This is a genomic window from Micromonospora halophytica (assembly GCF_900090245.1).
In the GTDB taxonomy this organism is placed as follows: domain Bacteria; phylum Actinomycetota; class Actinomycetes; order Mycobacteriales; family Micromonosporaceae; genus Micromonospora; species Micromonospora halophytica.
Genome location: NZ_FMDN01000006.1, coordinates 163,293 through 188,876, shown reverse-complemented (window position 1 = coordinate 188,876; position 25,584 = coordinate 163,293). Strand labels below are relative to the sequence as shown.

The 25,584-nt window shown below is 73.9% G+C and carries 24 protein-coding genes; 8 read left to right on the top strand and 16 right to left on the bottom strand.

Features of this window, described 5'->3' with window-relative positions; genetic code table 11:
* Positions 1-106: 106 nt before the first annotated feature.
* Positions 107-856 carry a PIG-L deacetylase family protein gene (locus tag GA0070560_RS11665; protein ID WP_091295047.1) on the top strand — a complete coding sequence of 250 codons (750 nt, stop codon included), beginning with the start codon at positions 107-109 and terminating at the stop codon, positions 854-856.
* A 112-nt stretch (positions 857-968) separates the two neighbouring features.
* Here the strand turns inward: GA0070560_RS11665 and GA0070560_RS11660 are convergent, their stop codons facing one another.
* From GA0070560_RS11660 to GA0070560_RS11630, 6 genes are all read right to left on the bottom strand, one after another.
* Positions 969-1,397, bottom strand: coding sequence for a DUF2267 domain-containing protein (locus tag GA0070560_RS11660; RefSeq protein ID WP_091294747.1), 429 nt, complete (start codon positions 1,395-1,397; stop codon positions 969-971).
* Between the two features lie 319 nt (positions 1,398-1,716).
* Positions 1,717-2,586, bottom strand: a complete 870-nt coding sequence (locus tag GA0070560_RS11650; RefSeq protein ID WP_091294743.1) for a DUF72 domain-containing protein — start codon at positions 2,584-2,586, stop codon at positions 1,717-1,719.
* 48 nt (positions 2,587-2,634) lie between these two features.
* A complete protein-coding gene (locus GA0070560_RS11645) occupies positions 2,635-3,033 on the bottom strand; it encodes a TraR/DksA family transcriptional regulator (RefSeq protein WP_091294741.1) in 399 nt (132 codons plus the stop codon).
* A 153-nt stretch (positions 3,034-3,186) separates the two neighbouring features.
* On the bottom strand, positions 3,187-3,867 hold the full coding sequence (locus GA0070560_RS11640; protein ID WP_091294739.1) for a nucleoside/nucleotide kinase family protein: 681 nt from the start codon (positions 3,865-3,867) through the stop codon (positions 3,187-3,189).
* Positions 3,868-3,988: 121 nt separating this feature from the next.
* On the bottom strand, positions 3,989-4,597 hold the full coding sequence (locus GA0070560_RS11635; protein ID WP_091294737.1) for a winged helix-turn-helix domain-containing protein: 609 nt from the start codon (positions 4,595-4,597) through the stop codon (positions 3,989-3,991).
* 278 nt (positions 4,598-4,875) lie between these two features.
* The gene (locus GA0070560_RS11630; RefSeq protein WP_091294735.1) at positions 4,876-5,250 is read right to left on the bottom strand and encodes a cupin domain-containing protein; all 375 of its coding nucleotides are present in this window, start codon (positions 5,248-5,250) and stop codon (positions 4,876-4,878) included.
* 68 nt (positions 5,251-5,318) lie between these two features.
* Between GA0070560_RS11630 and GA0070560_RS11625 the strand changes: the two genes are divergently transcribed.
* Together GA0070560_RS11625 and GA0070560_RS11620 are read left to right on the top strand one after the other, a co-directional pair.
* Positions 5,319-5,711 carry an ankyrin repeat domain-containing protein gene (locus GA0070560_RS11625; RefSeq protein WP_091294732.1) on the top strand — a complete coding sequence of 131 codons (393 nt, stop codon included), beginning with the start codon at positions 5,319-5,321 and terminating at the stop codon, positions 5,709-5,711.
* A gap of 9 nt (positions 5,712-5,720) precedes the next feature.
* Complete coding sequence (locus GA0070560_RS11620; RefSeq protein ID WP_091294729.1) at positions 5,721-6,665, top strand: DUF3500 domain-containing protein; 945 nt, start codon at positions 5,721-5,723, stop codon at positions 6,663-6,665.
* A 115-nt stretch (positions 6,666-6,780) separates the two neighbouring features.
* Here GA0070560_RS11620 and GA0070560_RS11615 read toward each other — a convergent pair whose 3' ends face one another.
* From GA0070560_RS11615 to GA0070560_RS11585, 7 genes are all read right to left on the bottom strand, one after another.
* The gene (locus tag GA0070560_RS11615; RefSeq protein WP_091295043.1) at positions 6,781-7,542 is read right to left on the bottom strand and encodes a class I SAM-dependent methyltransferase; all 762 of its coding nucleotides are present in this window, start codon (positions 7,540-7,542) and stop codon (positions 6,781-6,783) included.
* 106 nt (positions 7,543-7,648) lie between these two features.
* A complete protein-coding gene (locus tag GA0070560_RS11610) occupies positions 7,649-8,155 on the bottom strand; it encodes a DUF2231 domain-containing protein (RefSeq protein ID WP_091294725.1) in 507 nt (168 codons plus the stop codon).
* A gap of 104 nt (positions 8,156-8,259) precedes the next feature.
* Positions 8,260-9,000, bottom strand: coding sequence for a GAF and ANTAR domain-containing protein (locus GA0070560_RS11605; protein ID WP_091295039.1), 741 nt, complete (start codon positions 8,998-9,000; stop codon positions 8,260-8,262).
* Between the two features lie 178 nt (positions 9,001-9,178).
* Entirely contained in the window at positions 9,179-11,470 is a 2,292-nt protein-coding gene (gene secA2, locus GA0070560_RS11600; protein WP_091294723.1) for an accessory Sec system translocase SecA2, read from the bottom strand.
* A gap of 109 nt (positions 11,471-11,579) precedes the next feature.
* Entirely contained in the window at positions 11,580-13,322 is a 1,743-nt protein-coding gene (locus GA0070560_RS11595) for an ABC transporter ATP-binding protein (protein ID WP_091294720.1), read from the bottom strand.
* A 34-nt stretch (positions 13,323-13,356) separates the two neighbouring features.
* Positions 13,357-14,445, bottom strand: coding sequence for a zinc-binding dehydrogenase (locus tag GA0070560_RS11590; protein ID WP_091294717.1), 1,089 nt, complete (start codon positions 14,443-14,445; stop codon positions 13,357-13,359).
* Positions 14,438-15,472, bottom strand: coding sequence for a Gfo/Idh/MocA family protein (locus GA0070560_RS11585; protein ID WP_091294715.1), 1,035 nt, complete (start codon positions 15,470-15,472; stop codon positions 14,438-14,440). The genes GA0070560_RS11590 and GA0070560_RS11585 overlap by 8 nt, the downstream gene beginning before the upstream one ends.
* Before the next feature lie 250 nt (positions 15,473-15,722).
* On the opposite strand from GA0070560_RS11585, the gene GA0070560_RS11580 reads away from it, so the two are divergent.
* The 4 genes from GA0070560_RS11580 (at position 15,723) to ctaD (ending at position 20,988) form a co-directional block, all read left to right on the top strand.
* Positions 15,723-16,703: a glucosyl-3-phosphoglycerate synthase gene (locus GA0070560_RS11580; RefSeq protein ID WP_245675486.1), complete on the top strand. Its 981-nt coding sequence runs from the start codon at positions 15,723-15,725 to the stop codon at positions 16,701-16,703.
* A gap of 106 nt (positions 16,704-16,809) precedes the next feature.
* Positions 16,810-17,967 carry a glycosyltransferase gene (locus GA0070560_RS11575; RefSeq protein WP_091294709.1) on the top strand — a complete coding sequence of 386 codons (1,158 nt, stop codon included), beginning with the start codon at positions 16,810-16,812 and terminating at the stop codon, positions 17,965-17,967.
* A gap of 200 nt (positions 17,968-18,167) precedes the next feature.
* Positions 18,168-18,896, top strand: coding sequence for an ATP-binding protein (locus tag GA0070560_RS11570; RefSeq protein ID WP_091294706.1), 729 nt, complete (start codon positions 18,168-18,170; stop codon positions 18,894-18,896).
* 88 nt (positions 18,897-18,984) lie between these two features.
* Positions 18,985-20,988, top strand: a complete 2,004-nt coding sequence (gene ctaD, locus GA0070560_RS11565; protein WP_091294704.1) for an aa3-type cytochrome oxidase subunit I — start codon at positions 18,985-18,987, stop codon at positions 20,986-20,988.
* 238 nt (positions 20,989-21,226) lie between these two features.
* On the opposite strand, the gene GA0070560_RS11560 is transcribed toward ctaD, so the two are convergent.
* Both GA0070560_RS11560 and GA0070560_RS11555 read right to left on the bottom strand, forming a co-directional pair.
* The gene (locus tag GA0070560_RS11560) at positions 21,227-22,369 is read right to left on the bottom strand and encodes a SigB/SigF/SigG family RNA polymerase sigma factor (protein ID WP_091294701.1); all 1,143 of its coding nucleotides are present in this window, start codon (positions 22,367-22,369) and stop codon (positions 21,227-21,229) included.
* Between the two features lie 278 nt (positions 22,370-22,647).
* On the bottom strand, positions 22,648-24,060 hold the full coding sequence (locus GA0070560_RS11555) for a hypothetical protein (RefSeq protein ID WP_245675474.1): 1,413 nt from the start codon (positions 24,058-24,060) through the stop codon (positions 22,648-22,650).
* A 192-nt stretch (positions 24,061-24,252) separates the two neighbouring features.
* Between GA0070560_RS11555 and GA0070560_RS11550 the strand changes: the two genes are divergently transcribed.
* On the top strand, positions 24,253-24,483 hold the full coding sequence (locus GA0070560_RS11550) for a CDGSH iron-sulfur domain-containing protein (protein ID WP_091294699.1): 231 nt from the start codon (positions 24,253-24,255) through the stop codon (positions 24,481-24,483).
* Positions 24,484-24,495: 12 nt separating this feature from the next.
* Here GA0070560_RS11550 and GA0070560_RS11545 read toward each other — a convergent pair whose 3' ends face one another.
* Positions 24,496-25,548: an iron-containing redox enzyme family protein gene (locus tag GA0070560_RS11545; RefSeq protein ID WP_091294697.1), complete on the bottom strand. Its 1,053-nt coding sequence runs from the start codon at positions 25,546-25,548 to the stop codon at positions 24,496-24,498.
* Positions 25,549-25,584: the final 36 nt, after the last annotated feature.

Here is a 25,584-nt window from a genome sequence, read left to right as displayed (position 1 = left end):
GGGAGCGCTTCCGCGATCCTTGCACCGGCCCCGGTCGACGTCAAGGCGACCGGCGGGCCGGCGTCGGTGCCAGGATGGCGGGAGGAGCCGAGGGAGAGGGGACTTGATGGGGCAGCCGCAACCGGAGCCGTTGACGCCGCTGGCAGAGGACTGGCAGCGTGCGCTCGCCGTGGTGGCCCACCCCGACGACCTGGAGTTCGGCGCCGCCGCCGCGGTCGCCCGCTGGACCGGGCAGGGCAAGGAGGTCGTCTACTGCCTGGTGACCAGCGGCGAGGCCGGGATCGACGCGATCACCCCGGAGCGGGCCCGCGTGGTCCGTGAGGAGGAGCAGCGGCTCTCCGCCCGGCTGGTCGGGGTGGAGACGGTGGACTTCCTCGGCCTTCCCGACGGCCTGCTGGAGTACGGCGTGCCGCTGCGCCGGGCGATCACCGAGGTGATCCGCCGGCACCGGCCGGACGTGGTGATCACCAACAACTTTCGGGAGACCTGGGACGGGGCGTACACGCTCAACCAGGCCGACCACATCGCCACCGGGCGGGCGGTGCTCGACGCCGCCCGGGACGCGGGCAACCGCTGGATCTTCCCCGAACAGCTGACCGGCGGCGTGCAGCCCTGGAACCGGGTACGCGAGGTGTGGGCCGCCGCCTCACCGCTGGCCCGGCACGGCGTGGACGTGACCGACACCTTCGACGCAGGGCTGGCGTCGCTGCGGGCGCACGACGCGTACCTGCGCGGGCTGGGAGACGGCGGCTTCGACCCGGAGGAGTTCCTGGAGGGGATCAGCCGGCCTGCGGGCAGCCGGCTGGGCGTGCGCCACGGCGCCGCCTTCGAGATCTTCCCGCTGGGCCTGCACTAGGGCGTGGTGTTCCTGGTCGGCACGCGTCGGCAGCACCGCGACCGGCGGGAGCGGTCATCCGTGACGAGGCCCGCCCCGCCTGACACGGCGGGACGGGCGGGATGTCATCCGGTCACGGGATCAGCTGCTGCATGTCCTTGGGCATGGTGGACCTGACGTCCTCCCACTCCCCCTGGGTGATGTGCCGGCGCAGGGTGTCGAGCACCACCTGCGTCACCCGCTCGGCGCCGCCCTCCACGTCGTACGGGAAGCCCTGGCGGACCTCGTAGAGGAAGTCGTCCCGGTTGAGCTTGATCGGGACGTTGTCCGGCTGCCACCCGTCGAAGTAGATCCCGCGGACCAGCACCGGCAACTGCGCGGCGAACTCGGCGCTCTCCTGCACCGTCATCCGGTCGCGCAGCAGGTGCAGGACGGTCCGCAGCGCCGCGTAGGACTGGTTGCGCTGTGCCTTGGGCCAGCCGTACGCCTGCTCGATGTCCTTGAGGATCAGGTTGGTCTTGTCCATCGAGGTCTCGAATGCCGAATGCAGCTGCTCAGCCATCACGCCACCCCCGCGTCTCGTTCTCCCACCGTCGGTCGTCGTCGCGTCGCGGTGGCCCGGACGGCCCCCGCTCCTGCCGGACCGGACTGAGCCGGTCGGTCCGCGCCGGCCGCCGGATGCTGCTGCCACCACCCGAGCCGACGACGTGCAGCACGGCACCACGCCGTGGGTCCGCCACCACCCGCACTCCCATACCGGTCACCTCCGTACCTCGTCGGTGTCGGCCGGTCGCTCGGTGACCGGCACCGCCCATGCTGCGCGGGAACCGGGTGAGCCCACCTCACCCGCTGCGGGTGAAGCCGGCGGACGGCGCCCGGCGTCACGCCGCGAGCAGTCCCTGCAACTGCTGGCCGTTGGTCTGCGCGTAGTCCCGATAGCAGTTGTTCATCAGCACGTGCGTCTGCGCGGCGTCCCTCGCCAGCTCCCGCAGCTTCGGCGCCCAGTCCCGCAGCTCACGGTCGGAGTAGCGGTAGCCGAACTTCTCGTGGATGTCCCTGCTGGTCCACTTGTCGCTGTGCCCGTGGAAGCGCACCACGGCCAGGTCCGCGGTCGCGGCCAGCACCGGCGGCACCGAGTTCCGGTGGCCCTGCGGCATGTCCACGCAGACGTACGCCAGCTCGTGCCGGCGCAGGAAGTCCAGGGTCTCGCCGGCGTTGTCGCCGTCGAACCAGGAGGCGTGGCGGAACTCGAAGACCGGCCGCAGCGGGTGGCAGCGCCGCTGGACCTCCAGCAGGTACTCCCTGTTGGCCCGCCTGATGGTGAACCAGGGCGGGAACTGGAACAGCACCGCGCCCAGCTTGCCGGCCTCGACCAGTGGGTCGAGCGCGGCCAGGAACCGGGTCCAGACCTCCTCGTACGCCTGCGCGGGCAGGTCGTCCGGGTAGAGGTTGCGCTTGTCGGTGTCCGGCCGCAGGTCCTTGTAGAGCGCGGAGACCCGGGTGGGGTGGCCGGTCAGCAGGCTGAACGCCTTGATGTTGAAGGTGAACCCGGGCGGGGTCCGCTCCGCCCACAGCCGCGTGGTCCGCTCGGCCGGCGGCGAATAGTAGGTGGCGTCGACCTCGACCAGGGGGAACTGGCGCGCGTAGTACACCAGCCGTTTCTCCGGCGTGTCCGCGGTCTGCGGGTACCACCCCGAGTCCAGCAGGGTCCGGTCGGTCCAGGACGCGGTGCCCACTTTGATCTCACCCATGGGGATAGTCCACCGCGTCCCCGACCCGACCCGCGATCACGACGTCGCTCAGGCGGCCCGCCGCTCCCGCGTCTGCTTGCAGGTCACGCAGGAGGTGGCCGACGGGAAGATCTCCAACCGCTCGACCGGGATCGGCGCGGAGCAGCCCTCACAGAAGCCGTAGGTCCCCTCGTCGAGCCGGCTCAGAGCGTGCTCGAACTGGGCGCGGCGCTCCAGGATGGTCCGCAGCAGGGACTGCGCGGTGTCCCGCTCAGCGGTCTTGGTGCCGCTGTCGGCATGGTCGTCGCCGGCGGTGTCGCCGACCTCCACCAGCCGCAGCACCTGGCTCTGCGCGACCGCCTGCTCGTACTCCGCGGACAGCTCGTCGTGGCGGGCCTGCAGGGAGAGTCGGATCTGGTCGATCTCCGCCTGGGATCGGCCCGTACCGACCGTGTCGTGGACGAGCATCACTGCCTGCCTTTCGTGGGCCTGTGGCTGTCCGGGGCGGTTCGTCCCGGACCCGGTGCGCACGGGCGAGATCACCCGTGCCTTGTGAGCCGGGCGATTACCCACCCGCCGAGCCGACCAAACCGACGAATTCTCCCGAGGTTCCGTCTCCGGTCAGGCCGGCTCGACGAGCGCGGGGTGCCGGGGGTCGTCGACGCGGACCACGACGTCGGCGAACGAGGCGGGGTCGACCTCGTCGGCGTACCGGTGGAAGGCGGGCAGCGTCCAGCGCAGCTGCGGGTCGGTCCGCCGGGCCAGGGCGGCCGGGGAGAGCGCCAGGTGCACGGCCAGGTCGAAGGGCAGGCCGCCGCCGAGCAGCAGCGCCCCGCTGACCAGCAGCACCGCGCCGGCGGGCAGCTCGAGGTACGGGGCGCGGCTGGCCCGGTCGGCCCGGTCGTCCCACAGGGACGGCACGACCCGCCCGGAGCCGCCCGGGCCGGCCGGCTCGAGCACCTCCCGGCGTAGCCCGGCCTCGTCGGTCCAGCCCTCGTAGTAGGCGTCCGGGTTGGTCCGGCCATGCTCGTACCGGACCGAAGCGGGACGCAGGAAGTCCTCGGCGCGGATCCGCAGCACCGGACGGCCGCCCGCGCGCAGCGGGTCGACCAGGGCGTCGGCGAGCCGGTCCGGGTCGGCGGCGGGCGGACCGTCGACGGCTACCCGGAGCCGGGGCGGCGGCTGCTCGGCGGCCGGACCCGCGCCGGACGGCGACGCGGCGGCGGCCAGGTCGGCGGCGGCGAGGACGCGTTCGGTCAGCTCGGCGACGAGCCGCTCGGGCGAGATGGGTCGGACACGCATCCGACCATGGTGCCCCGGCCGGGGTCGGCGCGGTCGGGGCGTCCCCTCGCCGACCACTCCGGTGCGACGGCGTGGACGGCCACGGCGGGGCCGGTGGTGGGCCGGTCGGCGTGCCGGCCGCTCAGCCGGTGCGGTCGATGGTGACCCGGGCGTCGTCGGCGAGCCGGTAGCCGACGCCGTAGACGGTGGTGACCAGCGGGACGTCCACCCCCACCTTGCCGCGCAGCCGCCGCACGTGCACGTCGACCGTCCGGACCCCGGCGTGTTCGTAGCCCCAGACCGCGTTGAGCAGCTGCAACCGGGTGAAGACCCGGCGCGGATGGGCCACCAGGTGCAGCAGCAGGTCGAACTCCAGCCGGGTCAGCGGCAACGGCTCGCCGTCACGCAGCACCGAGCGGGAGGCGGCCAGGATGTGCAGGGCGGGGATGGCCGGCGCGAGCGACCGGCCCGGGGAACGGCCGGCGGGCAGCGGCTCGGGCCGCCGTTCGGCCGGCACGCCGGTGGTGGTGATGGTGCCCTCGCCCCGCTCCAGCATCTCCCGCGCGGCCTCCAGCAGCCGCCGAGCCGGCGGGGTCAGGGACTCCTCGTTGGCCAGCGGGATGGACAGGGTCACGGTGAGGACGGGCACGGCGGTGTTGGCCGGGCGGCGCTGGCCGCCGGGGGGACGACCGGGGACCGCAGGTTGGGACGTATGCCATCCGGCGCGCGACGAGGCGGGGCTGACCGACATGGTCCTCCTTGGCTGGTCCGGGTAATCCCACGGCCCGGGACGCCGCTTCATCGATGCTTCCGGGCCCCTGAGCGGGGGTCAAGGGGCGGCCGCGTTGCATGAATGTGACAAATGACGAACACATCGCATCCGAACCCTCGCTCTGCGTACGAGCCAGATGATTACAGCAGAGTCACGGGGTGGACGTGGACGGGGGGTACCCCCGCACCGATCACATTGGCCGGTGCCGGCCCGGCGCACCAGGGCGGAAGGTCCTGGACACGCCGCGCCGGCAGCGGTCAGCGCACCACGGGCGGGTCCACCCGGTAGCCGGGCACCGAGGGCCAACGCACGGCGAGCACGACCGACTCCTGCTCGGCGTACCAGCTGTGGTCGACTCCACGCCCCCAGACGACGTAGTCGCCCGGACTGGCGAGCACCACCGTGCGGTCCGGGAACTCCAGCCGGAACCGACCGCTGACCAGCACCAGCAGCGTCGTGCGTCGCTCACTCGTCGCCCACCGCGACCGGGCCTGCCCCGGCGGGTGCACACCCCACTTCACCTCGACGTCGGTGCTGTGCCGGGGATCGCCGGCGGGCATGAAGTGGCCGAGCAGCCAGCCGGCGTTGGTGGCCCCGTCCACACCGGCGTTGCCCACGTACACGTCGTCCATGATCCTCCCCCTCGTGGGCTGGCAAGCTACCAGCCCCGCCCGGCGGTCCGGGCCACTAGCCTGGACGGGTGACCGACGACCTGGACGCCGAGACGCTGGCCTTCGCCCATCGGATGTTCGACCTGGCGCGCAGCGGCGGGGCCGAGGAGCTCAGCGGGTACGTCGACGCCGGGTTGCCGGTGAACATGACCAACGACAAGGGCGACACGTTGCTGATCCTGGCCGCGTACCACGCCCACCCGGAGACGGTGGCGGCCCTGCTGGCCCGGGGCGCGGACCACACCCGTTCCAACGACCGGGGTCAGACCGCCCTCGCCGCGGCGGTGTTCCGGCGCGACGCCGACGCCGTCCGGGCCCTGCTCGACGCCGGGGCCGACCCGGCGCACGGCAGCCCGTCCGCCGTGGAGACCGCCCGCTTCTTCGACCTGCCGGAGATGCTCACCCTGCTCACCTCCCACTGAGGCGTCACCATGGACGATCCCGTACCCGAGCGGATGCGCACGGCGGCCACCGTGCTGCTGGGCGCCCTCGGCGAGCCGGCCCGGGCCGCCGCCGGCCACCGCTTCGACGACGAGGGGCGGCGGTGGCTGGAGTACCGGCCCCGGCCGCGGCCCGGCGTCTGCCTGGCCGACCTGGACACCGCCGGCCGCAAGGCCGCCCACCGGCTGCTCGCCACCGCACTCAGCCCGGGCGCGTACGCCCAGGCGATGGCGGTCGTGGCGCTGGAGGAGGTGCTGGACCGGGCGGAGGGGTGGCGACGCGGGCGACACAGCGGCGACTACTGGGTGGCCGTCTTCGGCGACCCGGCCGCCGACGACCGGTGGGCCTGGCGGTTCGAGGGGCACCACCTGTCGGTGAGCATGACCGTGGTCGACGACGAGGTCTCCCCCGCCCCGGTGTTCCTCGGCGCCAACCCGGCCACCGTCACACACGCCGGCCGCCCCGTCTCCCGCCCGCTCGGGGTCGAGGAGGACCTGGCTCGGGAGCTGCTGGCGGCGATCGGCCCGGCCGGGCGCGCGGCGGCGGTCATCGCCGACGACGCGCCGGAGGACATCGTCAGCGCCACCCGGGCCTCGGTGCCGGCCCCGCTCACCCCGCTGGGTGTGTCGCGCGGGCGGCTCGGCGTCACCGGCCGGGCGCTGCTGGACCAGCTCGTCGCGCTCTACCTGGACCGGCTCCCCGCCGAGCTGGCCGCCCGGGAGGCCGACCGGGTCGCCGGCGGCGAGACGCACTTCGCCTGGGCCGGCCCGGTGCGGCCGGGCGGTCGCCACTACTACCGGATCCAGGGCGAGGACCTGCTCATCGAGTACGACAACACCGCCGACGACGGCAACCACGCGCACACCGTGCTGCGCCGCCCGGCCGGTGACTTCGGCGCCGACGTCCTCGCCGCCCACCACGCCCAGTCCCACTGACCCACCCCACCCCCGCCCCGCCCCACCTCCAGTGATCACGAAGTTGTTGTCGTCCACATCGGCGTGTCGTGACAGCAACTTCATGATCACCGCGGGTGGGGGCGGGCAGGGCGGGTCAGGGGGCGGGGTTGCGGGCCTCGATGAGGAAGCGGCGGGCGTGGGCGACGAAGGGGCCCTCGGCGCGGATCCGCTCGTGCAGCGTGGCGAGCTGCGGCCGGTACCGCTCCACGTCGAAGTCCGGCACGGTCCACACCACCTTGCGCAGGAACCAGACCACCGCGCCGACGTCGTGGAAGACCGCCCGGAGGGTGGCCTCCTCCAGGCGTACCACCGTCAGCCCGGCCGCCTCGGCGGCGGCGACGGCGTGCGCCGGGTGCCGGCCGGTCGCGGGTGGCAGCGGGCCGAGGATCGCCTCGCTCAGCTCACGCATGGTGCCCGGGCCGATCTGCTGGGACAGGTACGTCCCACCGGGTCGCAGCACCCGGGCGATCTCGTCCCACCAGGTGTCGATCGGGTGGCGGCTGGTGACCAGCTCGAAGGTGCCGTCGCGGAACGGCAGGACGGGGGCCCGGCCGACCCGCACCACGGTGGCGCCGAGCCGGCGCAGCGTACGCCGGGCGAGCGCGGCGTTCGGTGGCCAACCCTCGGTGGCGACCAGCAGCGGCGGCGGGGTCGGCACCCCGGCGAGCACCTCTCCCCCACCGGTGTCGACGTCCAGCGCGGCGGACACCTGCGCCATCCGGGTCGCCATCAGGCGGGCGTAGCCCCACGGGGGTCGTTCCTCGGTGGCCCGGCCGTCGAGCCAGGAGAAGCCCCACCCGGTCACGGGTGCCCCGGTCGCCTCGGCGACCAGCTCGGCGAAGCTGCGCTCGGTCACCGGCCCACCGTCCTCGACCCGGCCACCCACGGCAACCGGTTTGCCGCCGCCGGACCGTCGGCCCCTGACGGCCCGGCACGAGCGGCCGGCGGCGCGGTCGGACTGTTCAGGCGCGCGGGCGGACGATCTCGACGGTCGAACCGCCGGCCGGCACCCCGTCGAGCGCCTCGAAGCCGCTGGGCTCGCGGCGACCGGGGTCGAACTGGCGTATCAGCCGGGCGCCGAGCCAGACCCCGACCGTGCCGACCGCCAGGGCGACCAGCTCGGTCAGCAGCAGCACGCCGGTGGCGCCGCGCTGCGGCGCGTCGGCCCGGATCAGGCAGCTGAGCAGGAACAGCGCGGCCATGCCGGCGTTGACCAGGTTGAAGGTGACCATGGTGCGGCGGGTCCGGGAAGCGCGGACGTCCCACAGGTCGACCATGCCGGCGACCGCGGCGAGCGCGGCGGCGACCAGCGCGGCCACCGACGTCCAGTAGCCGACCTCGCCGAGGAACGCCGGCCCGCCGGCCACGTCCGCGAGGTCGAAGACGGTGGCACTGACGAAGAGCCCGAACGGGAACGTCACCAGCATCGGTTGGATGGGGTGCCCCTGCACCCGCAGACGGCTCTCCATCGCGTCCTCCCAGGATCGTCACGTGCCCACGAATCCAGGGTGCTACCCGCACGCGGGCGGGACGAAACGACGCGCGGGTTCCGGACGGACCGAAACCCGACTCCTCAGCCCTCGCGGGGACGCGACACGGTGGTGACCAACCGCTCGGCCACCTCGCGCAACGGGATGTCCAGTGAGGACGCGGCGCTGCGCAGCACCTCCAGGGCCTCCGGGGCCGGGCAGCCGCGCTGCGTCATGATCACCCCGATCGCCTGGCTCACCACGCCCTCGCCGAGCAGCGCGCCGTCGACCTCACCGGCCCGCTCGGCCTGCTTCGCCCGGTCCCGCACCGCGGCCAGCAGCAGCCCGGCGTGCTCGGCGAGGAGCATCGCGGTGAGCTGGTGCCGGGTGGAGAGGATGCCGGCGGCGTCGGCGTACAGGTTGATCGCGCCGATCGCCTGCTCGTCGACGTCGACCGGCGCGGAGATCACCCCGCGCACGCCGAGGCCGCGCGCCCGGTCCGTCCAGGCCGGCCAGCGCTGCTCACCGTCGAGGTCCGGCGCGATGGTCATCTCGCGGCGTCGGATCGCGGTCATCGGCGGCGAGTCCGGGCCGTGGCGCAGGTCGTCCAGCTCCGCCAGAGCCGGGTCGGAGGCGGCCGCCCCGGCCGGCTGCCCGGCACGCAGCGCCGTGAAGCCGCACCAGGCGACCTCCGGTACGGCGTCGCGCGCGATGCGGACCAGCCGGCCCAGCGCGTCGTCGAAGTCGTCGACCGCGATCAGCCCCGCGGTCAGCTCCCGCAGCAGGGCGGCCGTCTCCAGCACGCCGAGGGTGTCGATCGTCGGCTCCCGTGTGTCCAGGTTCACCGGGTCACGACCCCCGTGCACCACCAGGTGCCCTCCGCGACCGGTGCCATTGCCTGTGTCATCGTCTTCCGATCTCCCCCGCGTTGTGAGCCCCGGGCTACTACCCTCGCAAACCGGGATCGAAACCGCGCACGGGCTCCCTTCCGGCGGGGTGCCGCCGGAAGGGAACCGGGGCAGCTCAGCGCGAGCCGGCGAGCCGCCGGCCCACCGAGGCGATCAGCCGGTCCAGCTCCGAGCCGAACGGGTTGTCGTGGACCAGGTACGTCCAGGTGGCGCTGGGTCGGACCAGCTTCGCGGCGTCCGGCTCCCAGTCGTCGGCGAACTCGGTCTCCTCGAAGGTGGCGATGGTCCGGATCTCGATCTCGGGGACCAGGTCGTTGAACGCCGGCACCGCCGCCCGGTGGAACTCGTCGAGCGGGTCGAGACGGCCCAGCGCACGCAGGTGCACGCCCTCGCGGACCTCCGACAGCTCGGCCAGGTGCTCCGCCCAGAGCCGGTCGAGGTGGTAGAGGGCGATCGAGCGGGCCACCCGGGCCAGCAGGTCCTCGTCCATCTCGCCGGCCTTCTCCGGCACCCGGTCGAGCAGCATCAGCGCCGCCACGTCGGTGGTGAGCAGCCGCTCGCGCCGCTCGGCCAGAGCCTTGCGCTGCTGCTCGACGACCACGCTGTAGCGCCAGGTGTTGCGGTGGATCTCGTGGTTGACGCCCTCGGCCACCCGCTGGGCGTGCTCCACGGCGTAGTCGACCTGGTCGTCGGTGACCAGACCGTCGGCGTTCATCCGCGGCGAGGCCGGTACGGTGTCGCCGGCGTGCCGGACGACCAGGTCGTCCTCCAGGCTGACGAAGAAGACGGAGCCACCCGGGTCGCCCTGCCGGCCGGCCCGGCCGCGCAGCTGGTCGTCCACCCGGCGGCTGTCGTGCCGGCCGCTGCCGATCACGTACAGGCCGCCCAGCTCGGCGACCCGCTCCCGGTCGACCTGGTCGCTGCCGCCCAACCGGATGTCGACGCCCCGGCCGGCCATCTGGGTGGAGACGGTGACCGCGCCGTACGCGCCGGCCTCAGCGATGATCGCCGCCTCCTCGTCGTCGTTCTTGGCGTTGAGCACGACGCAGGGCACCCCGGCGGCGTTCAGCCCGGCGGCCAGGCCCTCGGACTCCTTGACGTCCAGGGTGCCGACCAGCACCGGGCGGCCGCGCTCGTGGTTGCGCCTGATCTCGTCGATCAGCGCCTCCTCCTTCTCCGCCCGGGTGGCGTAGATGCGGTCCGGCTCGTCCTCGCGGATGCACGGGGTGTTCGGCGGGATCACCGCCACCTCCAGCCCGAAGAACTCGCGCAGCTGGTCGCCGACGAGCACCGCGGTCGCGGTCATCCCGCAGACCGTCGGGTAGAGCGCGATGTACGCCTGCACGGCGATGGTGCCGAGCACCTCGCCCTCGGCGGTGGCGTCGAGCCCCTCCTTCGCCTCGACCGCGGCCTGCAGGCCGTCCGGCCAGCGGCGGCGCTGGGCGACCCGGCCGCGCATCTCGTCGATCAGCTCGACGGTGCCGTCGCGGACGATGTAGTCGACGTCGCGGTGCAGCAGGGCGTGCGCGTGCAGGGCCACGTTGACCGCGGAGAGCTGCCCGACGTGCTCGGTGTCGTACAGGTCGATGCCGCCGAGCTTGGCCTCGACGGTGGCCAGGCCGGCGCTGGTGAAGGCGACGCTGCGGCCGTCCTCGGCGACGGTGTAGTGCTTGCCCTTGCGCAGGCCGCGAACCAGCGCCGCCGCGGCGTGCACCGGATCCTGCTCGCCGACCACCGAGCCGGCCAGGACCATCGGCACCCGGGCCTCATCGATCAGGATCGAGTCGGCCTCGTCGACGATCGCGGTCTTCAGCGGCGGCTGGACCCGGTCGGCGAGGTCGGTGACGAGCTGGTCGCGGAGGAAGTCGAAGCCGGCCTCGCTGACCGCGACGTAGGTGACGTCGCAGGCGTACGCGGCGCGCCGCTCCTCAGGGGTGGATGCCTCGTTGACCCAGCCGACGGTGAGCCCGAGCAGCCGGTAGACCGGGGACATCCACTCGGCGTCCCGGCGGGCCAGATAGTCGTTGACGGTGAGCACGTGCACCGGGCCGTTGCCGAGCCGGACGTGCCCGTACGCGGCGATGGTGGCGGTCAGGGTCTTGCCCTCACCGGTGGCCATCTCCGCGACCTTGCCGGAGAGCAACGACATCGCGCCGAGCAGCTGCACGTCGTACGGCCGCTGCTCCAGCCCGCGCCGGGCGGCCTCCCGGCCGATCGCGCAGATCTCCACGTACTCCGAGGCGGTGGCGGCGGCCTCGGTGAGCGCGGCGTCGTCGAGGGCGGACAGCTCCTCCTCGCGCGCGGCGATCCGTGGCAGCAGCTTCTCCAGCGGGGCCAGGTCCACCGTCGTCCCCGGGCGCTGGAGGAACCGCCGGAACCTGCTCTTCAAGCGTTGCGACACACCCATGAGCGGCAACGGTACGCGAACCGGGCGGGTAATCGCTGCCCGGCTCGTCCGGGGCGCGCCGCCGAGCCGGCCGGCCGGGCGTCCGCGCAGCTCAGCGGGGTGGGCCGGGTCAGCTCACCAGGAGCTGGTGGGCGGCGAGCTCACGGTAGAGCGGACTGGTGACCGTCAATTCGTCGTATGTGCCGACCGCGACCACCCGCCCGCCGTCGAGCACCACGATCTGGTCGGCGTCGACGACGGTGGCCAACCGGTGGGCGACGATCAGCAGGGTGCGCCGCCGGGCCACCGCGTCGATGGCCCGGCGCAGCGCCGCCTCGTTGCGGGCGTCGAGGTTGCTGGTCGGCTCGTCGAGCAGCAGCACCGGCGACCCGGCGAGCAGCGCGCGGGCGATGGCCAGCCGCTGCCGCTCACCGCCGGAGAGCAGCACACCGCCCTCCCCCACCTGCACGTCCAGCCCCTGCGGGGCGCGGGTGGCGAGGTGGGTCAGGTTGACCTGGTCGAGTGCGTCGCGCAGGGCGGCCTCGGTGGCGTCGGGGGCGCCGATGAGCAGGTTGTCGCGCAGCGTCCCGGCGAGCACGGGGGCCTCCTGCTCGACGTAGCCGAGCCGGGCCCGCAGCGCGTCGCGGGGCAGGTCACGCACGTCGACGCCGTCGATGCGCAACGCTCCGGCGGTGACCTCGTAGAAGCGCTCCATCAGCGCCAGCAGGGTCGACTTGCCGGCGCCGGAGGGGCCGACCAGGGCGGTGCGGGTGCCGGCGGGCACGGTGAAGCTCACCTCGTGCAGCACCGCCGGACCGTCCGGGTAGCCGAACCCCACCCGGTCGAACTCGATCATCGCCGGGCCGGCGGGCGGCGCGGCCGCCGGCCCGGCACGGTCCACGGCCGCCTCCACCGGTACGGCCAGCACCTCCTCGATCCGCTGCAACGCGCCGAGCCCGGTCTGCAACTGGGTGTACGCGTGCACCGCCTGGCCCAGCGGCAGGACCAGGAAGAACAGGAACATCACGAAGGCGACCAGATCGCCGACGGTGATCGCGCCGGCCGCCACCCGGGCCCCGCCGACGCCGAGGACCAGCAGGAACGCGCCCTGGATGGTGACCGCGCTGACCGGTCCGACGACGGCCTGCACCCGGGCCACCCGCAGCCCGGCCGCGTACGCCGCCTGCGCGCTGGCCCCGACCGTGGCGGCCTCCCGGCCCTCGGCCCGGGCGGCGCGGATGGTGCGGGCGGCGGAGATGGCCCGCTCCACGGCGGAGGTCATCTCGCCGACCCGTTCCTGGGCGGCGCGGGACAGCCCGCGCACCCGACGGGCCACGGTGAGCGCGAAGCCCACGCCGGCGGTGACCCCGAGCAGGGTCACCCCGAACAGCACCGGGTCGAGCAGGGCCATCGCGGTGGCGGCGCCGAGGACCATCACCGCCCCGGTGACGGTCTCGAAGAGCCCGGAGGTGACCACCGCCCGCAGCAGGGTGGTGTCGGAGCCGACCCGGGAGAGCAGGTCGCCGGTGCGACGCCGGTCGTACTCCACGATCGGCAGCCGCAGCAGGTGCCCGGCGAGCCGGCGGCGGGTGCTCAGCACCACCCCCTCGGCGGTGCGTTGCAGCAGGTAGTCGCGGAGCCCGCCGAGGGCCGCGCCGGCCACCACCAGGACGACCAGCACGACGACCAGGCCGGCGACCGGGCGGGCCGCGGCCAGCGCGTCGAGCACCTGCCGGGTCAGCAGCGGCTGGGCCAGCGCCGCCCCGGCGCCGACGAGCGACAACGCGCCCACCGCGACGAGAGTGCCGCGATGGGCGCGCAGGTAGGGCAGCAGGGCGGCCAGACCCGGCCGTCCGGCGGTCTCGACGGTCATGCGCCGACCGTAGCCGCCCCCGGCCAGGGTCGGTTCAGCCGGTGAAGACCACCTGGAGTTCCTGCCGGCGGCGCTCGGCCAGGTCGGTCAGCAGCCCCGGCGCCTCGTCGAACGGCACCACCGCGGAGACCAGGTGCTCGCGGACCACGTCGCCGTACTGCCGCAGCAGCTCGACGGTCTCGGCGGAGAGCCGTTCCCGGTCCCAGGTCGGGGCGAGCCCACGCGGCACCCGGCCGATCTGGGCGCAGCGCAGCGACAGCCCGTTGTGGTGGAACTCCTCGCCGAGCCGCACCGCGTCCGCGCCGTCCTGGTAGAAGGCCAGGTCGATCACGGTGCCCTGGGGGCGCAGCAGGCGCAGCGCCAGGTGCAGCGCCCACGCCTGCCCCCGGCACTGGAACACCACGTCGGCGCCGCGGTCGGAGGCGGCATGGTTCCAGCGGGTCTTCAGCACCACGGCCGGGTCGTCGGCCTCCGGGTCGAGGGTCTGAAGGCCGAGCGCCTCGGCGACCTGCCGCCGCTGCGGCGTCGGATCCAGCACCACCACCGAGGCCGCCCCGTGCCGCTTGGCGAACAGGGCGGTGAGCAGCGCCACCACCCCGCTGCCGACCACCGCGACCCGCCGGCCGCGTACCCCGTCGCCGAGCGAGCGCACGTCGGCGCCGCACAGGTCGGCGGCGGCGTGCAGCAGGCCGTTGGCGCAGATCGGGCCCATGTGGGCGACGTAGACGCCGAGCATCGGGTCCAGGTCGTCGGGGAGCGCGACGAAGCGTTCCGCGAGCGGGTCGGCGACGTGCCCGGTGCGGTGGCCGTACGTCATGGCGCCGACCGCGCCGACGGCCACGGCCGGGGTACGGCTCTGCACCACCCGGCCGACCTGCATGTAGCCGAGCCGGGTGACCGGGTACGGGGTGCTCGCCGCACCCGACTGGAACAGCCCCAGGTCCGGGTTCCAGGTGACGTTGAGGTACGGATTGGTGCCCTTGACGAAGCTCAGCTCGGTGCCGGCGGAGACTCCGCTGTAGAGCGTCTGAACCCGGAACGAGCCCTCGGGCAGCTCGGCGGCGTCCTGCTCGACCAGCTCGACCCGGCCGGGGCCGCTGACCACCACGACCTTGTCACGCATCGACGCTCACCCCCTCGGTGACGGCGGTCGGCACGGGAGCGAGCGACCGGGTGGCGGCCGGGCCGGTGGGCAACGTGACGCTGCGCCCGGTGCGGGCGCTCTCGGCGACCGCGAGGGCGAGCCGCTGGGTGCGCAGGGCCTCGGCGTACGGCACCCGGACGTCGTCGCCGACCCCGGTCACCGCGTCGATGAAGGCCCGGTCCACGGCGACCCGCGCGCCGTCCGGATCGGACTCGACCCGCCGCTCGCCGTCGGCGTCGCGGATCACCAGGCCGTCCTCGGCCAGCGACAGCGCCAGCCCGTCGGCGAGGATCTCCAGGCCCGCCCGGTGCTTCCAGGTCAGCACGCAGGCCGCGGCGAGGGTGCCGACCGCGCCGCCGGCGAACCGGAGGGTGGCGGCGGTCACCGAGTCGATGTCGGCGCCGTCGACCGGGGGTGGCGTGCCGTCGCCGTACGCGGTCACCTCGACCGCCTCGTCGACCAGCGAGCGGACCAGGTCCAGCACGTGCGCGGCCTGCTCGACGACCGGACCGCCGGACCGCTCCCGCACCGCCCACCAGGCCACCGGCGGGACCTTGTCCAGCCAGGAGCCGTTGACCATCCGCACCGGACGGTCGGCGAGCAGTTGCCGGGCCTGCTCGACGACGTGCAGGTAACGCCAGTGGTGCCCGACGGCGGTGAGCAGCCCCTTCTCCTGCACCAGCGCGGCGATCCGCTCGGCGGTGTCCAGGTCCACCGCGACCGGCTTCTCCACGAACATCGGGACCCCCGCGGCGATCACCGCCTCCTCCACCGGCCCGTGCGCGAAGGGTGGCACGCAGACGTACACCGCGTCCGGTCCGGCGGCGAGGAGCTCGTCGACGTCGGCGAAGGTACGGCCACCGTGCGCGCCGGCCAGCTCCGCCGCCGCGTCCCGGGCCACGTCGGTCACCCCGAGCAGTTCCACGTCCTCGAATCCGGCCAACACGCGGGCATGGCGTCGCGCCACCCCACCGGCCCCGACCAGTCCCACCCGGCACGTACGCATTCCACCGACCCTCTCGACGCTGTGTCACGACTAGCGGGCAGAGCACTCCCCCCGCCGGCCGACGGCGAAACCCGACGGGCGCGCAACGCACCGTTCATCTGACCGGAACCGGCCGGAGAACGCTTGGTGATCAAGCTGTTAGGCATGATCCGGTTAGCGCGCGGGCGGATTCGGGAAAACCCACTCCGCGTTTCCGCCACGATCTGGGGGTGTGTCAGTGCGGGATACAGAAGCGATCGTCTCACCCGTCGTGGAGGCATGGGCCACGTATCGGACGACGTCGGCGCAGGACTGGCCGGCACGCCGGCTCATCCGCGCCAAGGGTGACAGCCGGGTCAGCGTCGTGCTGCCCGCCCGTAACGAGGAGGCTACGGTCGGGGCGATCGTTTCGACGATCCGCGAACATCTGATGGACCGGGTCACCCTGGTCGACGAGTTGATCGTGGTCGACTCCCGGTCGACCGACCGGACCGCGCAGGTGGCCCGGGCCGCCGGCGCCGAGGTGGTCGGCCAGGACGAGATGACCCGGGGCCTGCCCCGGCTGACCGGTAAGGGCGACGCGCTCTGGGCCGGTCTGGCCGCCGCCGAGGGCGACGTCGTCGCGTTCGTCGACGCCGACCTGCGCGAGTTCCGGCCGCACTTCGTGACGGGCCTGATCGGGCCGTTGCTGACCGATCCGTCGGTCGACTTCGTGAAGGGCTTCTACCACCGGCCGCTGGTCGGTGCCCACAGCGTGGAGGCCGACGGCGGCGGGCGGGTGACGGAGCTGATGGCCCGGCCGCTGCTCAACCTCTTCTGGCCGGAGCTGGCCGGCTTCGTGCAGCCGCTGGCCGGCGAGTACGCCGGCCGGCGCGACGTGCTGGAGCGGGTGCCCTTCGTCTCCGGGTACGGCGTGGAGACGGCGATGCTCATCGACCTGCTGGAGCTGGTGGGGCTGGACGCGCTGGCCCAGGTGGACCTCGGCGAGCGCAAGCACCGCCACCAGGACACCGCGGCACTGGGCCGGATGTCGGCGCAGATCATGCAGACCGCCTGGTCGCGGCTGCAGCGACGCGGCTGGGCCAGCCCGGGCACGATGCCGGCCGCCCTGCTGACCCAGTTCCGCCGGGGCGGCTCGGACGCGCTGCCCAACCTGGACCGGGAGATCGTGGTCAGTGACGTGTCGGTGCAGGAGCGTCCGCCGTTGGCGCAGCTGCGCCACCGGGTGCCGCGGCGGCGGGTGGCGGCGTGAGGGACCGGTCGCGAGGACCGGCGCGGGACGGCCGGCCCCACGGGTCGGTCGACGGCGTGCAGCGGGTGGCCGACGGGGGCCCCGCCGAGGGAAGGAAGACAACGCGATGAGTCTCACGGTCCTGATGAACGCCGGCCCCTGGCTGTCCGTGCCGCCCCCCGGCTACGGCGGCATCGAGAACGTCATCGCCACCCTGGTGCCGGAGCTGCGGCGGCTCGGGGTGAAGGTGGTGCTCGCCTCGGTCGACACCAGCACCCTGCCGGTCGACGAGAAGTTCTCGGTCTTCCCCGACGGGCAGTTCCACGCCCTGCAACGGCCGTACAACCAGGTGTGCGGGGTTTCCCAGGCGCACCTCAACGGCGTCATCCGGCAGCTGCACGCCCGCGACGACATCGACCTGGTGCACGACCACGTGGAGGCGGTCGGCCTGGCCACCCTCTCGGCGATGGGCCCGGACGCCCCGCCGGTGCTGCACACCCTGCACTGGGACCTTGCCAAGCACCCGGAGCTGTACGGCAACCTGGACGCCGGTGAGCGGGTCCGGGTCAACGGCGTCTCCGCCGCCCAGCTCGCCCGCGCCCCCCGGGCGTTGCAGGCGCACTCCGTGGGGCACGTGCACCTGTCCACCCCGCTGGCCGTGGGCGCGGACCGCGCTCCCCGGCCGGAGAAGGGCGACCACGCGATCATCCTGGGCCGGATCAACCCGGGCAAGGGGCAGGATGTCGGCGCCCGGCTGGCCCAGCGGGTCGGGGTGCCGCTGGTGCTCGCCGGGCCGGTCGGGCCGTACCACCGGCCGGAGGACCTGGCCGCGGCCGGGGACGAGGCCCGGCAGAACCCGGACGTCCGGTTCTTCTACGACGAGGTGGCCCCCCATGTGGACGGCGAGCTGGTCCGGTGGGTGGGCACGGTCGCCGGGCAGGAGCGCGACGACCTGCTGGCCGGGGCGAAGGTTTCGCTCTTCCCGCTACGGTGGGAGGAGCCGGGCGGCACCGCCGTGGTGGAGTCGCTGGCGCTGGGCACGCCGGTGGTGGCGACCGCCCGCGGCTGCCTGCCCGAGCTGATCGAGCACGGGCGCACCGGCCTGCTCACCGGCGACGAGGAGGAGCTGGGTGACCTGCTGCTCGCGGCCAGCCTGCTGGATGCCGACGAGTGCCGGCGGGAGGCCGCCGTCCGGTTCACCCCGGCGGTGATGGCGCAGCGGTACGTCGGCCTCTACGAGCAGGTCCGGCGGGGCGCACGGGTACCCCAGTTGCAGGCCGCCTGAGACGGACTTGTTCGGGGTGTTCCAGGTCTCGGTGCTGCACCTGGGGCTGGGGGTGGGCATGCTCGGTCTGGGCCTGCTCGCCCGACGTGACGGGGATCGCCGCTGAGCGGCCATGGCGGGCGAATGCGTTCCGGTTTCGGCCTGGTCCGCCCCGGGTACCTGCGGGGATCTGCCAGCACGCGAGCCGAATCGAGGAGCCGATGGCCAGCCGGATCAGCTGTGAGGTCCACGACGAGTCCCCGGTGACCGTCGTGCGACTCGCCGGCGCGCTGGACCTCGCCACGATGCGCTCGGTGCACACCGTGCTGGACCGCTGCCTGACCAGCCAGCCGGACGCGCTGGTGGTCGACCTCGACGGGGTGGAGGTCGCCGACCGGCTGGCGCTGTCCGTCTTCGCCGCCACCGCCCGGCGGGCCGCCGACTGGCCGTCCGTGCCGGTGGTGCTCTGCGCTCCCCCGGCCGACGCCGCGGCCTGGCTGGCCAGGTCCACCGCCTGCCGGGTGGTGCCGGTACGCCCCAGCTGCGCCGAGGCCACCGAACTGGCCGGAGCGTCCGCCTCGCCCCGGCTGCGGGTGCGGCTGGAGCCGGTGGCGACCGCCTGTCGGAAGGCCCGGGAGCTGGTCGCGGAGGCCTGCGGTCGGTGGAACGTCCCGGAGCTGGCGGGCCCGGCCTCGCTGGTGCTCAGCGAACTGGTGGGCAACGTGGTCCGGCACGCGCACACGCCGATGCAGGTGACGCTGACGCTGCGCCGGCCGTACCTGCAGGTCTCGGTGGCCGACGGCAGCCCGACGGCGGCCCGGGCCAGCTGCCCGGAGCTGCGCGCCGAGGGTGGCCGGGGCCTGGTGCTGGTCCGTGAGGTGGCGCAGCGCTGGGGCAGCTCGCCGCTCGGCGACGGCAAGGTGGTCTGGGCCCTCGTGCCGGCGGTTTGACCGAAAATTACCTCTCTCGCCTGGTTACATAGGCAGCGGGGCGGGTAGTCACGCCCGTCCTTTCTGTCGTGACGACGGGGTGAGAGCCATGCCCAGACGGGTAACCACGGAGCCCGCACGAGACCGGGGGCCGGCGATTCTGGCGCCGGCCCGGTTCGGGGGCTATCCCGGCCCGGTCCGGTCGGCCCTGCCCGGTGCCAAACTGATCAAGCTGCTCGGGACGACCGACGCCAAGCAGATCGGTCTGCTCTACATGCTGACGTCGTTCATCTTCTTCCTGATCGGCGGGGTGCTGGCGCTGTTCCTGCGGGCCGAACTGGCCCGCCCGGGGATGCAACTGCTCTCTCCGGAGCAGTACAACCAGGCGTTCACCATGCACGGCACCATCATGCTGCTGCTCTTCGCGACCCCGCTGGTGTTCGCCTTCGCCAACTACATCGTCCCGATCCAGATCGGCGCCCCGGACGTCTCCTTCCCCCGGCTCAACGCGTTCGCCTACTGGCTGTACCTCTTCGGCGGGGCGATCGTGATGGCCAGCTTCTTCACCCCCGGCGGCGCCGCGGACTTCGGCTGGTTCGCCTACACACCGCTGAGCACGGCCGAACACTCGCCGGGAGTCGGCGCCAACTTGTGGGTGATCGGGCTGGCCATCTCCGGCCTCGGCACGATCCTCGGCGCGGTCAACATAATCACCACGATCCTGACCCTGCGCGCGCCCGGGATGACGATGTTCCGGATGCCGATCTTCACCTGGAACATCCTGCTGACCAGCGTCATCGTGATCTTCATCTTCCCGCTGCTGGCGGCCGCGTTGCTCGCGCTGGCTTCGGACCGGCTCCTCGACTCGCACGTCTTCGACTCGACCACCGGCGGCGCACTGCTCTGGCAGCACCTGTTCTGGTTCTTCGGCCACCCCGAGGTCTACGTCGTGGCGCTGCCGTTCTTCGGCATCATCACCGAGATCATTCCGGTCTTCTCCCGCAAGCCGATCTTCGGCTACACCGGCCTGGTGTTCGCCACCATCGCGATCACCGTGCTGTCGATGACCGTGTGGGCGCACCACATGTTCGGCACCGGCCAGGTGCTCCTGCCGTTCTTCAGCGTGCTCAGCTTCCTGATCGCCGTACCGACCGGAGTGAAGTTCTTCAACTGGATCGGCACCATGTGGAAGGGGCAGATCACCTTCGAGACCCCGATGCTCTTCGCCGTCGGGTTCCTGGTGACCTTCCTGTTCGGCGGCCTCTCCGGGGTGCTGCTGGCCAGCCCGCCGGTCGACTGGCACGTCACCGACACCTACTTCGTGGTCGCCCACTTCCACTACGTGCTCTTCGGCACGATCGTCTTCGCCGCCTTCGGCGGCGTGTACTTCTGGTTCCCGAAGATGACCGGGAGGCTGCTCGACGAGCGCCTCGGCAAGCTCCACTTCTGGACGATGTTCGTCGGCTTCCACGCCACGTTCCTGGTGCAGCACTGGCTGGGCAACGAGGGCATGCCCCGCCGGTACGCCGACTACCTGCCCAGTGACGGCTTCACCACGTTGAACATCATCTCCACGGTGGGCTCGTTCGTGCTCGGCATCTCCACCCTGTTCTTCATCTACAACGCCTGGCGGTCCTGGCGCTACGGCGCGATGGTGACGGTGGACGACCCGTGGGGCTTCGGCAACTCCCTGGAGTGGGCCACCACCTGCCCGCCGCCGCTGCGCAACTTCGACCGGATGCCCCGGATCCGCTCCGAGCGGCCCGCCTTCGACGCCAAGTACGGCCCGCTCGTCGCCGACCTGGGCCGGGACCTGCCGCAGCGCACCACCCGCCCGCCGCAGGAGTTCCGCGAGGAGCTGCACCGGGAGAAGCACCTACCGGAGTCGCCGGCGGCCGAGGGTGCGCACGGCGCACGGGAGGCGGTGGCCTACCACCCCGCCCCGCAGTCCGGCGCCCGGCCGGTGGACGTGCCGGAGCCGGAGGAGGTGCGCCGACCCAGCTTCGAGGAGACCGACGCGCCGGAGAACGGCGCCCCGGACGCGGAGCGGGCGTCGCAGGAGAGCGAGCGGTGGCGGCACCCGCGCGGGCACGGCGACACCGAGGAGCACTGAGCGGGGTACGTCGAGACCGCTCGGGTGCGGGGCCTGGGCGTACTCCGCGCGGGCCCGCACCGCAGTGAGGGGTGGGTCCACAAGGCAAGGGGTCGCGCGTCGACGGCCATGTGCCTCCTCTGCCGCCGTCGCCACGGGCCCGCCCACTCCGGACGGTCGGCTGTCGACGGCCGGGACGAGGGGCCGGTGCCGGCCGACCCCGGCGCGGACAGCCGCGCCGGGGTCGGGTGACAGGTGCTCAGGCGTCGACGGTGGCCGGCAGACCGGCCGCCGTCAGCGATCGGCGTACCGCCGGCTGCACCCGGGTCAACCGCAGCGGGACGCCGGTTCGGGCGGCCGCGTCCCGGCCGGCCATCAGCGCCGCGATCCCGCCGGCGTCGACCCCACCGGCGCCGTCCAGGTCGACCACGACCTCGCGGGGCCGGCCGGTGACCGCCTCCAGCATCACCCGGCGCAACTGGTCGGCGCCGTCCCGGTCGATCTCGCCGCCGACCTCCACCACCACCCGGTCGCCGGTGCGCTTGAGCGCGATCCGGTTGCGCCCGGTCCCGGTCTCGGCGGCGCCGTTCTGCCAGGGCGGCGGAGCGTCGGCCAGCATGGCCTGGCGCAGCCAGGTCAGCGCGCGCGACAGCAGCCGGGAGACGTGCATCTGCGAGATGCCGAACCGGGCCGCGATCTCCGCCTGGGTCTGGTTGCCGTAGAAGCGCATGGCCAGGATGCGCCGCTCCCGCCAGGGCAGGCGGTGCAGCAGCCCGCTGACCGTCACCCGGTCGTCCACCGACTCCAGAGCGTTGTCCGACTCGCCGACCAGGTCGCCGAACTCGGCGGAACTCTCCCCGCCGACCGGCGCGTTCAGCGAGGCCGGGCTGTAGCCGGCGGCCGACTCCAGCGCGGCGAGGATCTCCTCCTCCGGGGTCTCCAGCCGCGCGGCCAGCTCCGCCACGCTGGGCGCGCGGGACAGCTCGCTGGTCAGCGCCGCGGTTGCCTGCCCGACCTCCAGGATCAGGTCGCGCAGCCGGCGGGGCACGTGCACCCCCCAGGTGCGGTCGCGGAAGTGCCGCTTGATCTCGCCGACGATGGTGATGGCCGCGTACGCGGTGAACGAGCCCCGCTCCGGGTCGTACCGGTCGACGGCGTTGACCAGGCCGAGCCGGGCCACCTGCTCCAGGTCCTCCAGCGGCTCACCCCGCCCCCGGTACCGGCGGGCCAGCCGGCCGGCGAACGGCAGGGCGAACCGGACCAGGTCGTCCCGTGCCTCCTGCCGCCGCTCGGGCGGCAGACCCTCGATCCGCGCCGCGTACGCCAGCGCCGCGGCGTCCAGGTCCTCCAGGCCGCGCTCGTTCGTCGGCGGTGGTGTGGTTGTGGTGGTCTGTCCGAACATCCGCGCCTCCCTCAGGAAGGTCCCCCGCCCGGATCGGAGCCGGTCGTGCGCGTGGTCGGGCCACGCACCGGGCCGGAAGTTGGGTCACGTGACGCGCCGGTGTCACCGGACGCGCGGGAGCGGCAGAGAGCGCGCCGCACGGCATGTGGGGCCGTCGCAGCGAGCGGTGTTCCCGCTCCGTAGGTACTCAATCACGGGACCCGGGGTTCGCGAGGATGTTTCGGCGGCTCGGCCCGCCGGGTCGGGTGCCAGCCCGCCCGGCGTCCGGTTTCCGCCCGTCAGGTCACGGCCAGTCCGAGCGGGGCGCCGCCCTCACGCAGCGCCGCGAGGGCCTCGGCGGCGGCCAGCGGCGGCGGGACCGGCAGGTCGTACGGCTGGTTGCGGAGCACCTCGGTGGCCCGGCGGGTGGGGACGGTGGCGACCGGATAGCCGCGGGCGGCGGTCCGGTCCAGGGCCCGACGACGGCGACCGAACGCGGCGACGGCGAGCCACTGCGGCAGTCCGGCCACCGCCGGCGTACGCATGCCGGGCGACTCCGGCAGCACGTCCACCGAACTGAACGGCTCGCTGCCGGCGAGCCACCACTCCACCGCCTCGACGCTGCGCCGGGTGGCGTTCTCGCACCAGTAGGGCACCAGCCCCGCCCGCACCACCTGCCACGGGTCGAGCAGCCGGCCGCACTCGACCACCAACCGGTTGCCGGTCTTGCCGGCCCGCCGCAGCCAGCGCCGGTAGAGGTCGGCGACGGCGGCGCTCAGCGCGGCCGGGTGCGGAAAGAGCACCTCGTGCAGGCCGTGGCCGTGGCGTTGGGCCCAGCGTCGGGCCGCCTCGGCGAAGCCCGGTTCCACCCCGTGCTCGGCGTGTTCCCCGGCCGAGGAGACCTCGGTCGGTTCCCAGTGGGCGCCGTTGCCGCCGGCGGACCGCAGCACCTGACGTAGGGCTGGCGAGTCCGGGTGGAAGTCCACCGGCTCCAGCCCGCTGGACGGGCAGCCGAGCTGGAAGCTGTGACCCCGGCCCTCGTCCAGCACCGGCCAGGTCCGGGCGTCGCGGACGACCAGCACCGGGGCACCGGGCAGCAGCCGGTCGGCCAGGAAGCGGGCGTACGCCAGCGGCAGTGCCCGCCACCGGGCCAGCAGCGACACGGTCGCCCCGGCCAGCGCGCCCCGGCTGGCCGGGCAGTGCACCTGCCGTACGTGCAGGTCGGGGTTGCCGGCCAGCAGCCGGGCGGCGAGCGCCGCGCCGTGGTCGAGCGCGGCCCGGGGCCGGTCCACCGCTCCCCGGCTCCAGTGCGCGCTCATCTCGAAGCCGGCCGGCAGCCACGGTACGCCGAGCGCGACCGCCAGGTGCACCGCGGCGGCGTGCGGCGAGCCCACGACCACTCCCGGGTAGCGCCGGCGGGGGTACTGCTCGACGAGCCACCGGGCCACCCGTTCGGCCTCGACCTCGGCGGTCTGGTCCGGGGTGAGCGCGACGCGTCCGGCGGCCCGGGCGGCCGCGGCACGGCGTACCGCCTCGGGCGCGGCGGTGAACCGGGACAGCGGGGTGGGCTGGCCCAGGTCGGCGCAGTCGGCGCCGCGCAGCGCCCTGGCGGCGGCCGCCACCAGCACCCGCGCGGTACTGCCCGCCGCCACGACCCGGTCGCCGGCCAGGCCCGCGCCCTCGGCCACGAGCCCCTTCTGCACCTCGGGCACCGGCCCCACCTTGCCTCGTTCGCTCACCACGCGGCCCGGCTTCCCGTACCGATGGGGTCTAAACGGTGCATTGGGGGCAATCACCGGGTCGGTGGCGGTACGCCGGTCGAGGTGCCCCCGGTCCGGGACCGCCCAGCCGGGACAGCCGTCACGCAGGAGTTTCGGCGGAACCGGCACGGGCACATCCGACGCATGAGCGCCGAGGACCCCACCGCCGACGCGGCGGCAGTCATCACCCCCTACCCGGACGGACCACTGCTGGTCCGGGGCGACTTCGCCCTGGTCACACCCGACGGGCGCACCATCGACGCACGGCGGGGCACGGTCGCGCTGTGCCGGTGCGGCAAGTCGGCGCTCAAGCCGTTCTGCGACGGCACCCACAAGGCGGTGAACTTCCGCGCCGGGACCGACCGCGAGAGCTGACCGGCGGGTGGGTCAGGCTGCGGCGGGAAGGGCGACGGGCTCGGGTGCCGGACGCAGTGAGGACCGGCCGACGGCCCAGCTGTCGAGCAGGTACGCCGCGAAGAGCCGATCCACCGCCAGCGCGGCGGCCGCACCGAACAGCACGTCGGCGGTGAGCCCGGGCTCCGCGCGCGCCAGCCCACCGCACAGGTCGTACGCGGCGATCTGCTCGTGCACGGCGTCGGCCTCGACGTGCTCGTCGTAGAAGCGGGTGGCCACCTCGTCCAGACCGAGCCGGCGCAGCCCGTTGCCGTAGCGGCGGTTCGGCAGCGACGAGGTCATCTCGAAGGCGGCGAGGTGGCCCAGGAGCGCGCCGCGAAGCCGCCGGTGCAGCCCGAACAGCGAGATCAGGTTGTTCGTGGCCAGGGTGACCGCCGGGACCAGGTCCAGGTGGGCGGCGTACCCGGTGTCCAGGCCGAGTCGGTCGAGGGTGACACGGAACAGTTCGGCGTGCATCCGGTCCAGCCGGCCGTTGCCGTACTCGTCCATCTGGATCTCCACCAGGGCGGCCTTCGCCGGCCCGCCGAGCCGGGGCAGACCCCAGCTGTGCGGGTCGGCCTCGCGCAGGTGGTAGATCGACCGGTGCGTGACGAACTCGCGGAACTGCGCCAGCGTGGCCCGGCGCTGCAACGCGGCGGCGAGCGACGGCCCGTCGTCGGCGGCCACCAGGTCGGCCAGCGCCCGGGGCACGCCGGCGGGCAGCACCGCCGGCAGCGGCCCGGCCAGCCGGCGCAGGGCCGCCTCGAAGGCCCGCTCGGCGACCGACCGGAGCACCACCAGCGTGGGCTGCCACTCCCAGTCGTCGTCCACTCCCTGCCAGCCCCGGTAGTGCAGCTCGTAGCAGAGGAACAGGGTCAGCTGGAGGTCCTCGTCACCGAGCGGGTCCCCCGTCGCCAGCTGCGCGCCGAGGTCCGTCGGCAGGTCGTGCGGCGGCTGCCGCAGCGCGTCGACCAGGGCGGCGGAGACCACGCCCCGGGGCTGCGGCAGTGGCGCGGGGCCGTAGCGGCGGTCGACGGCGTCGGACATGGAACCTCCTGGAAACGGCGGGGTCTCCTGATGCCC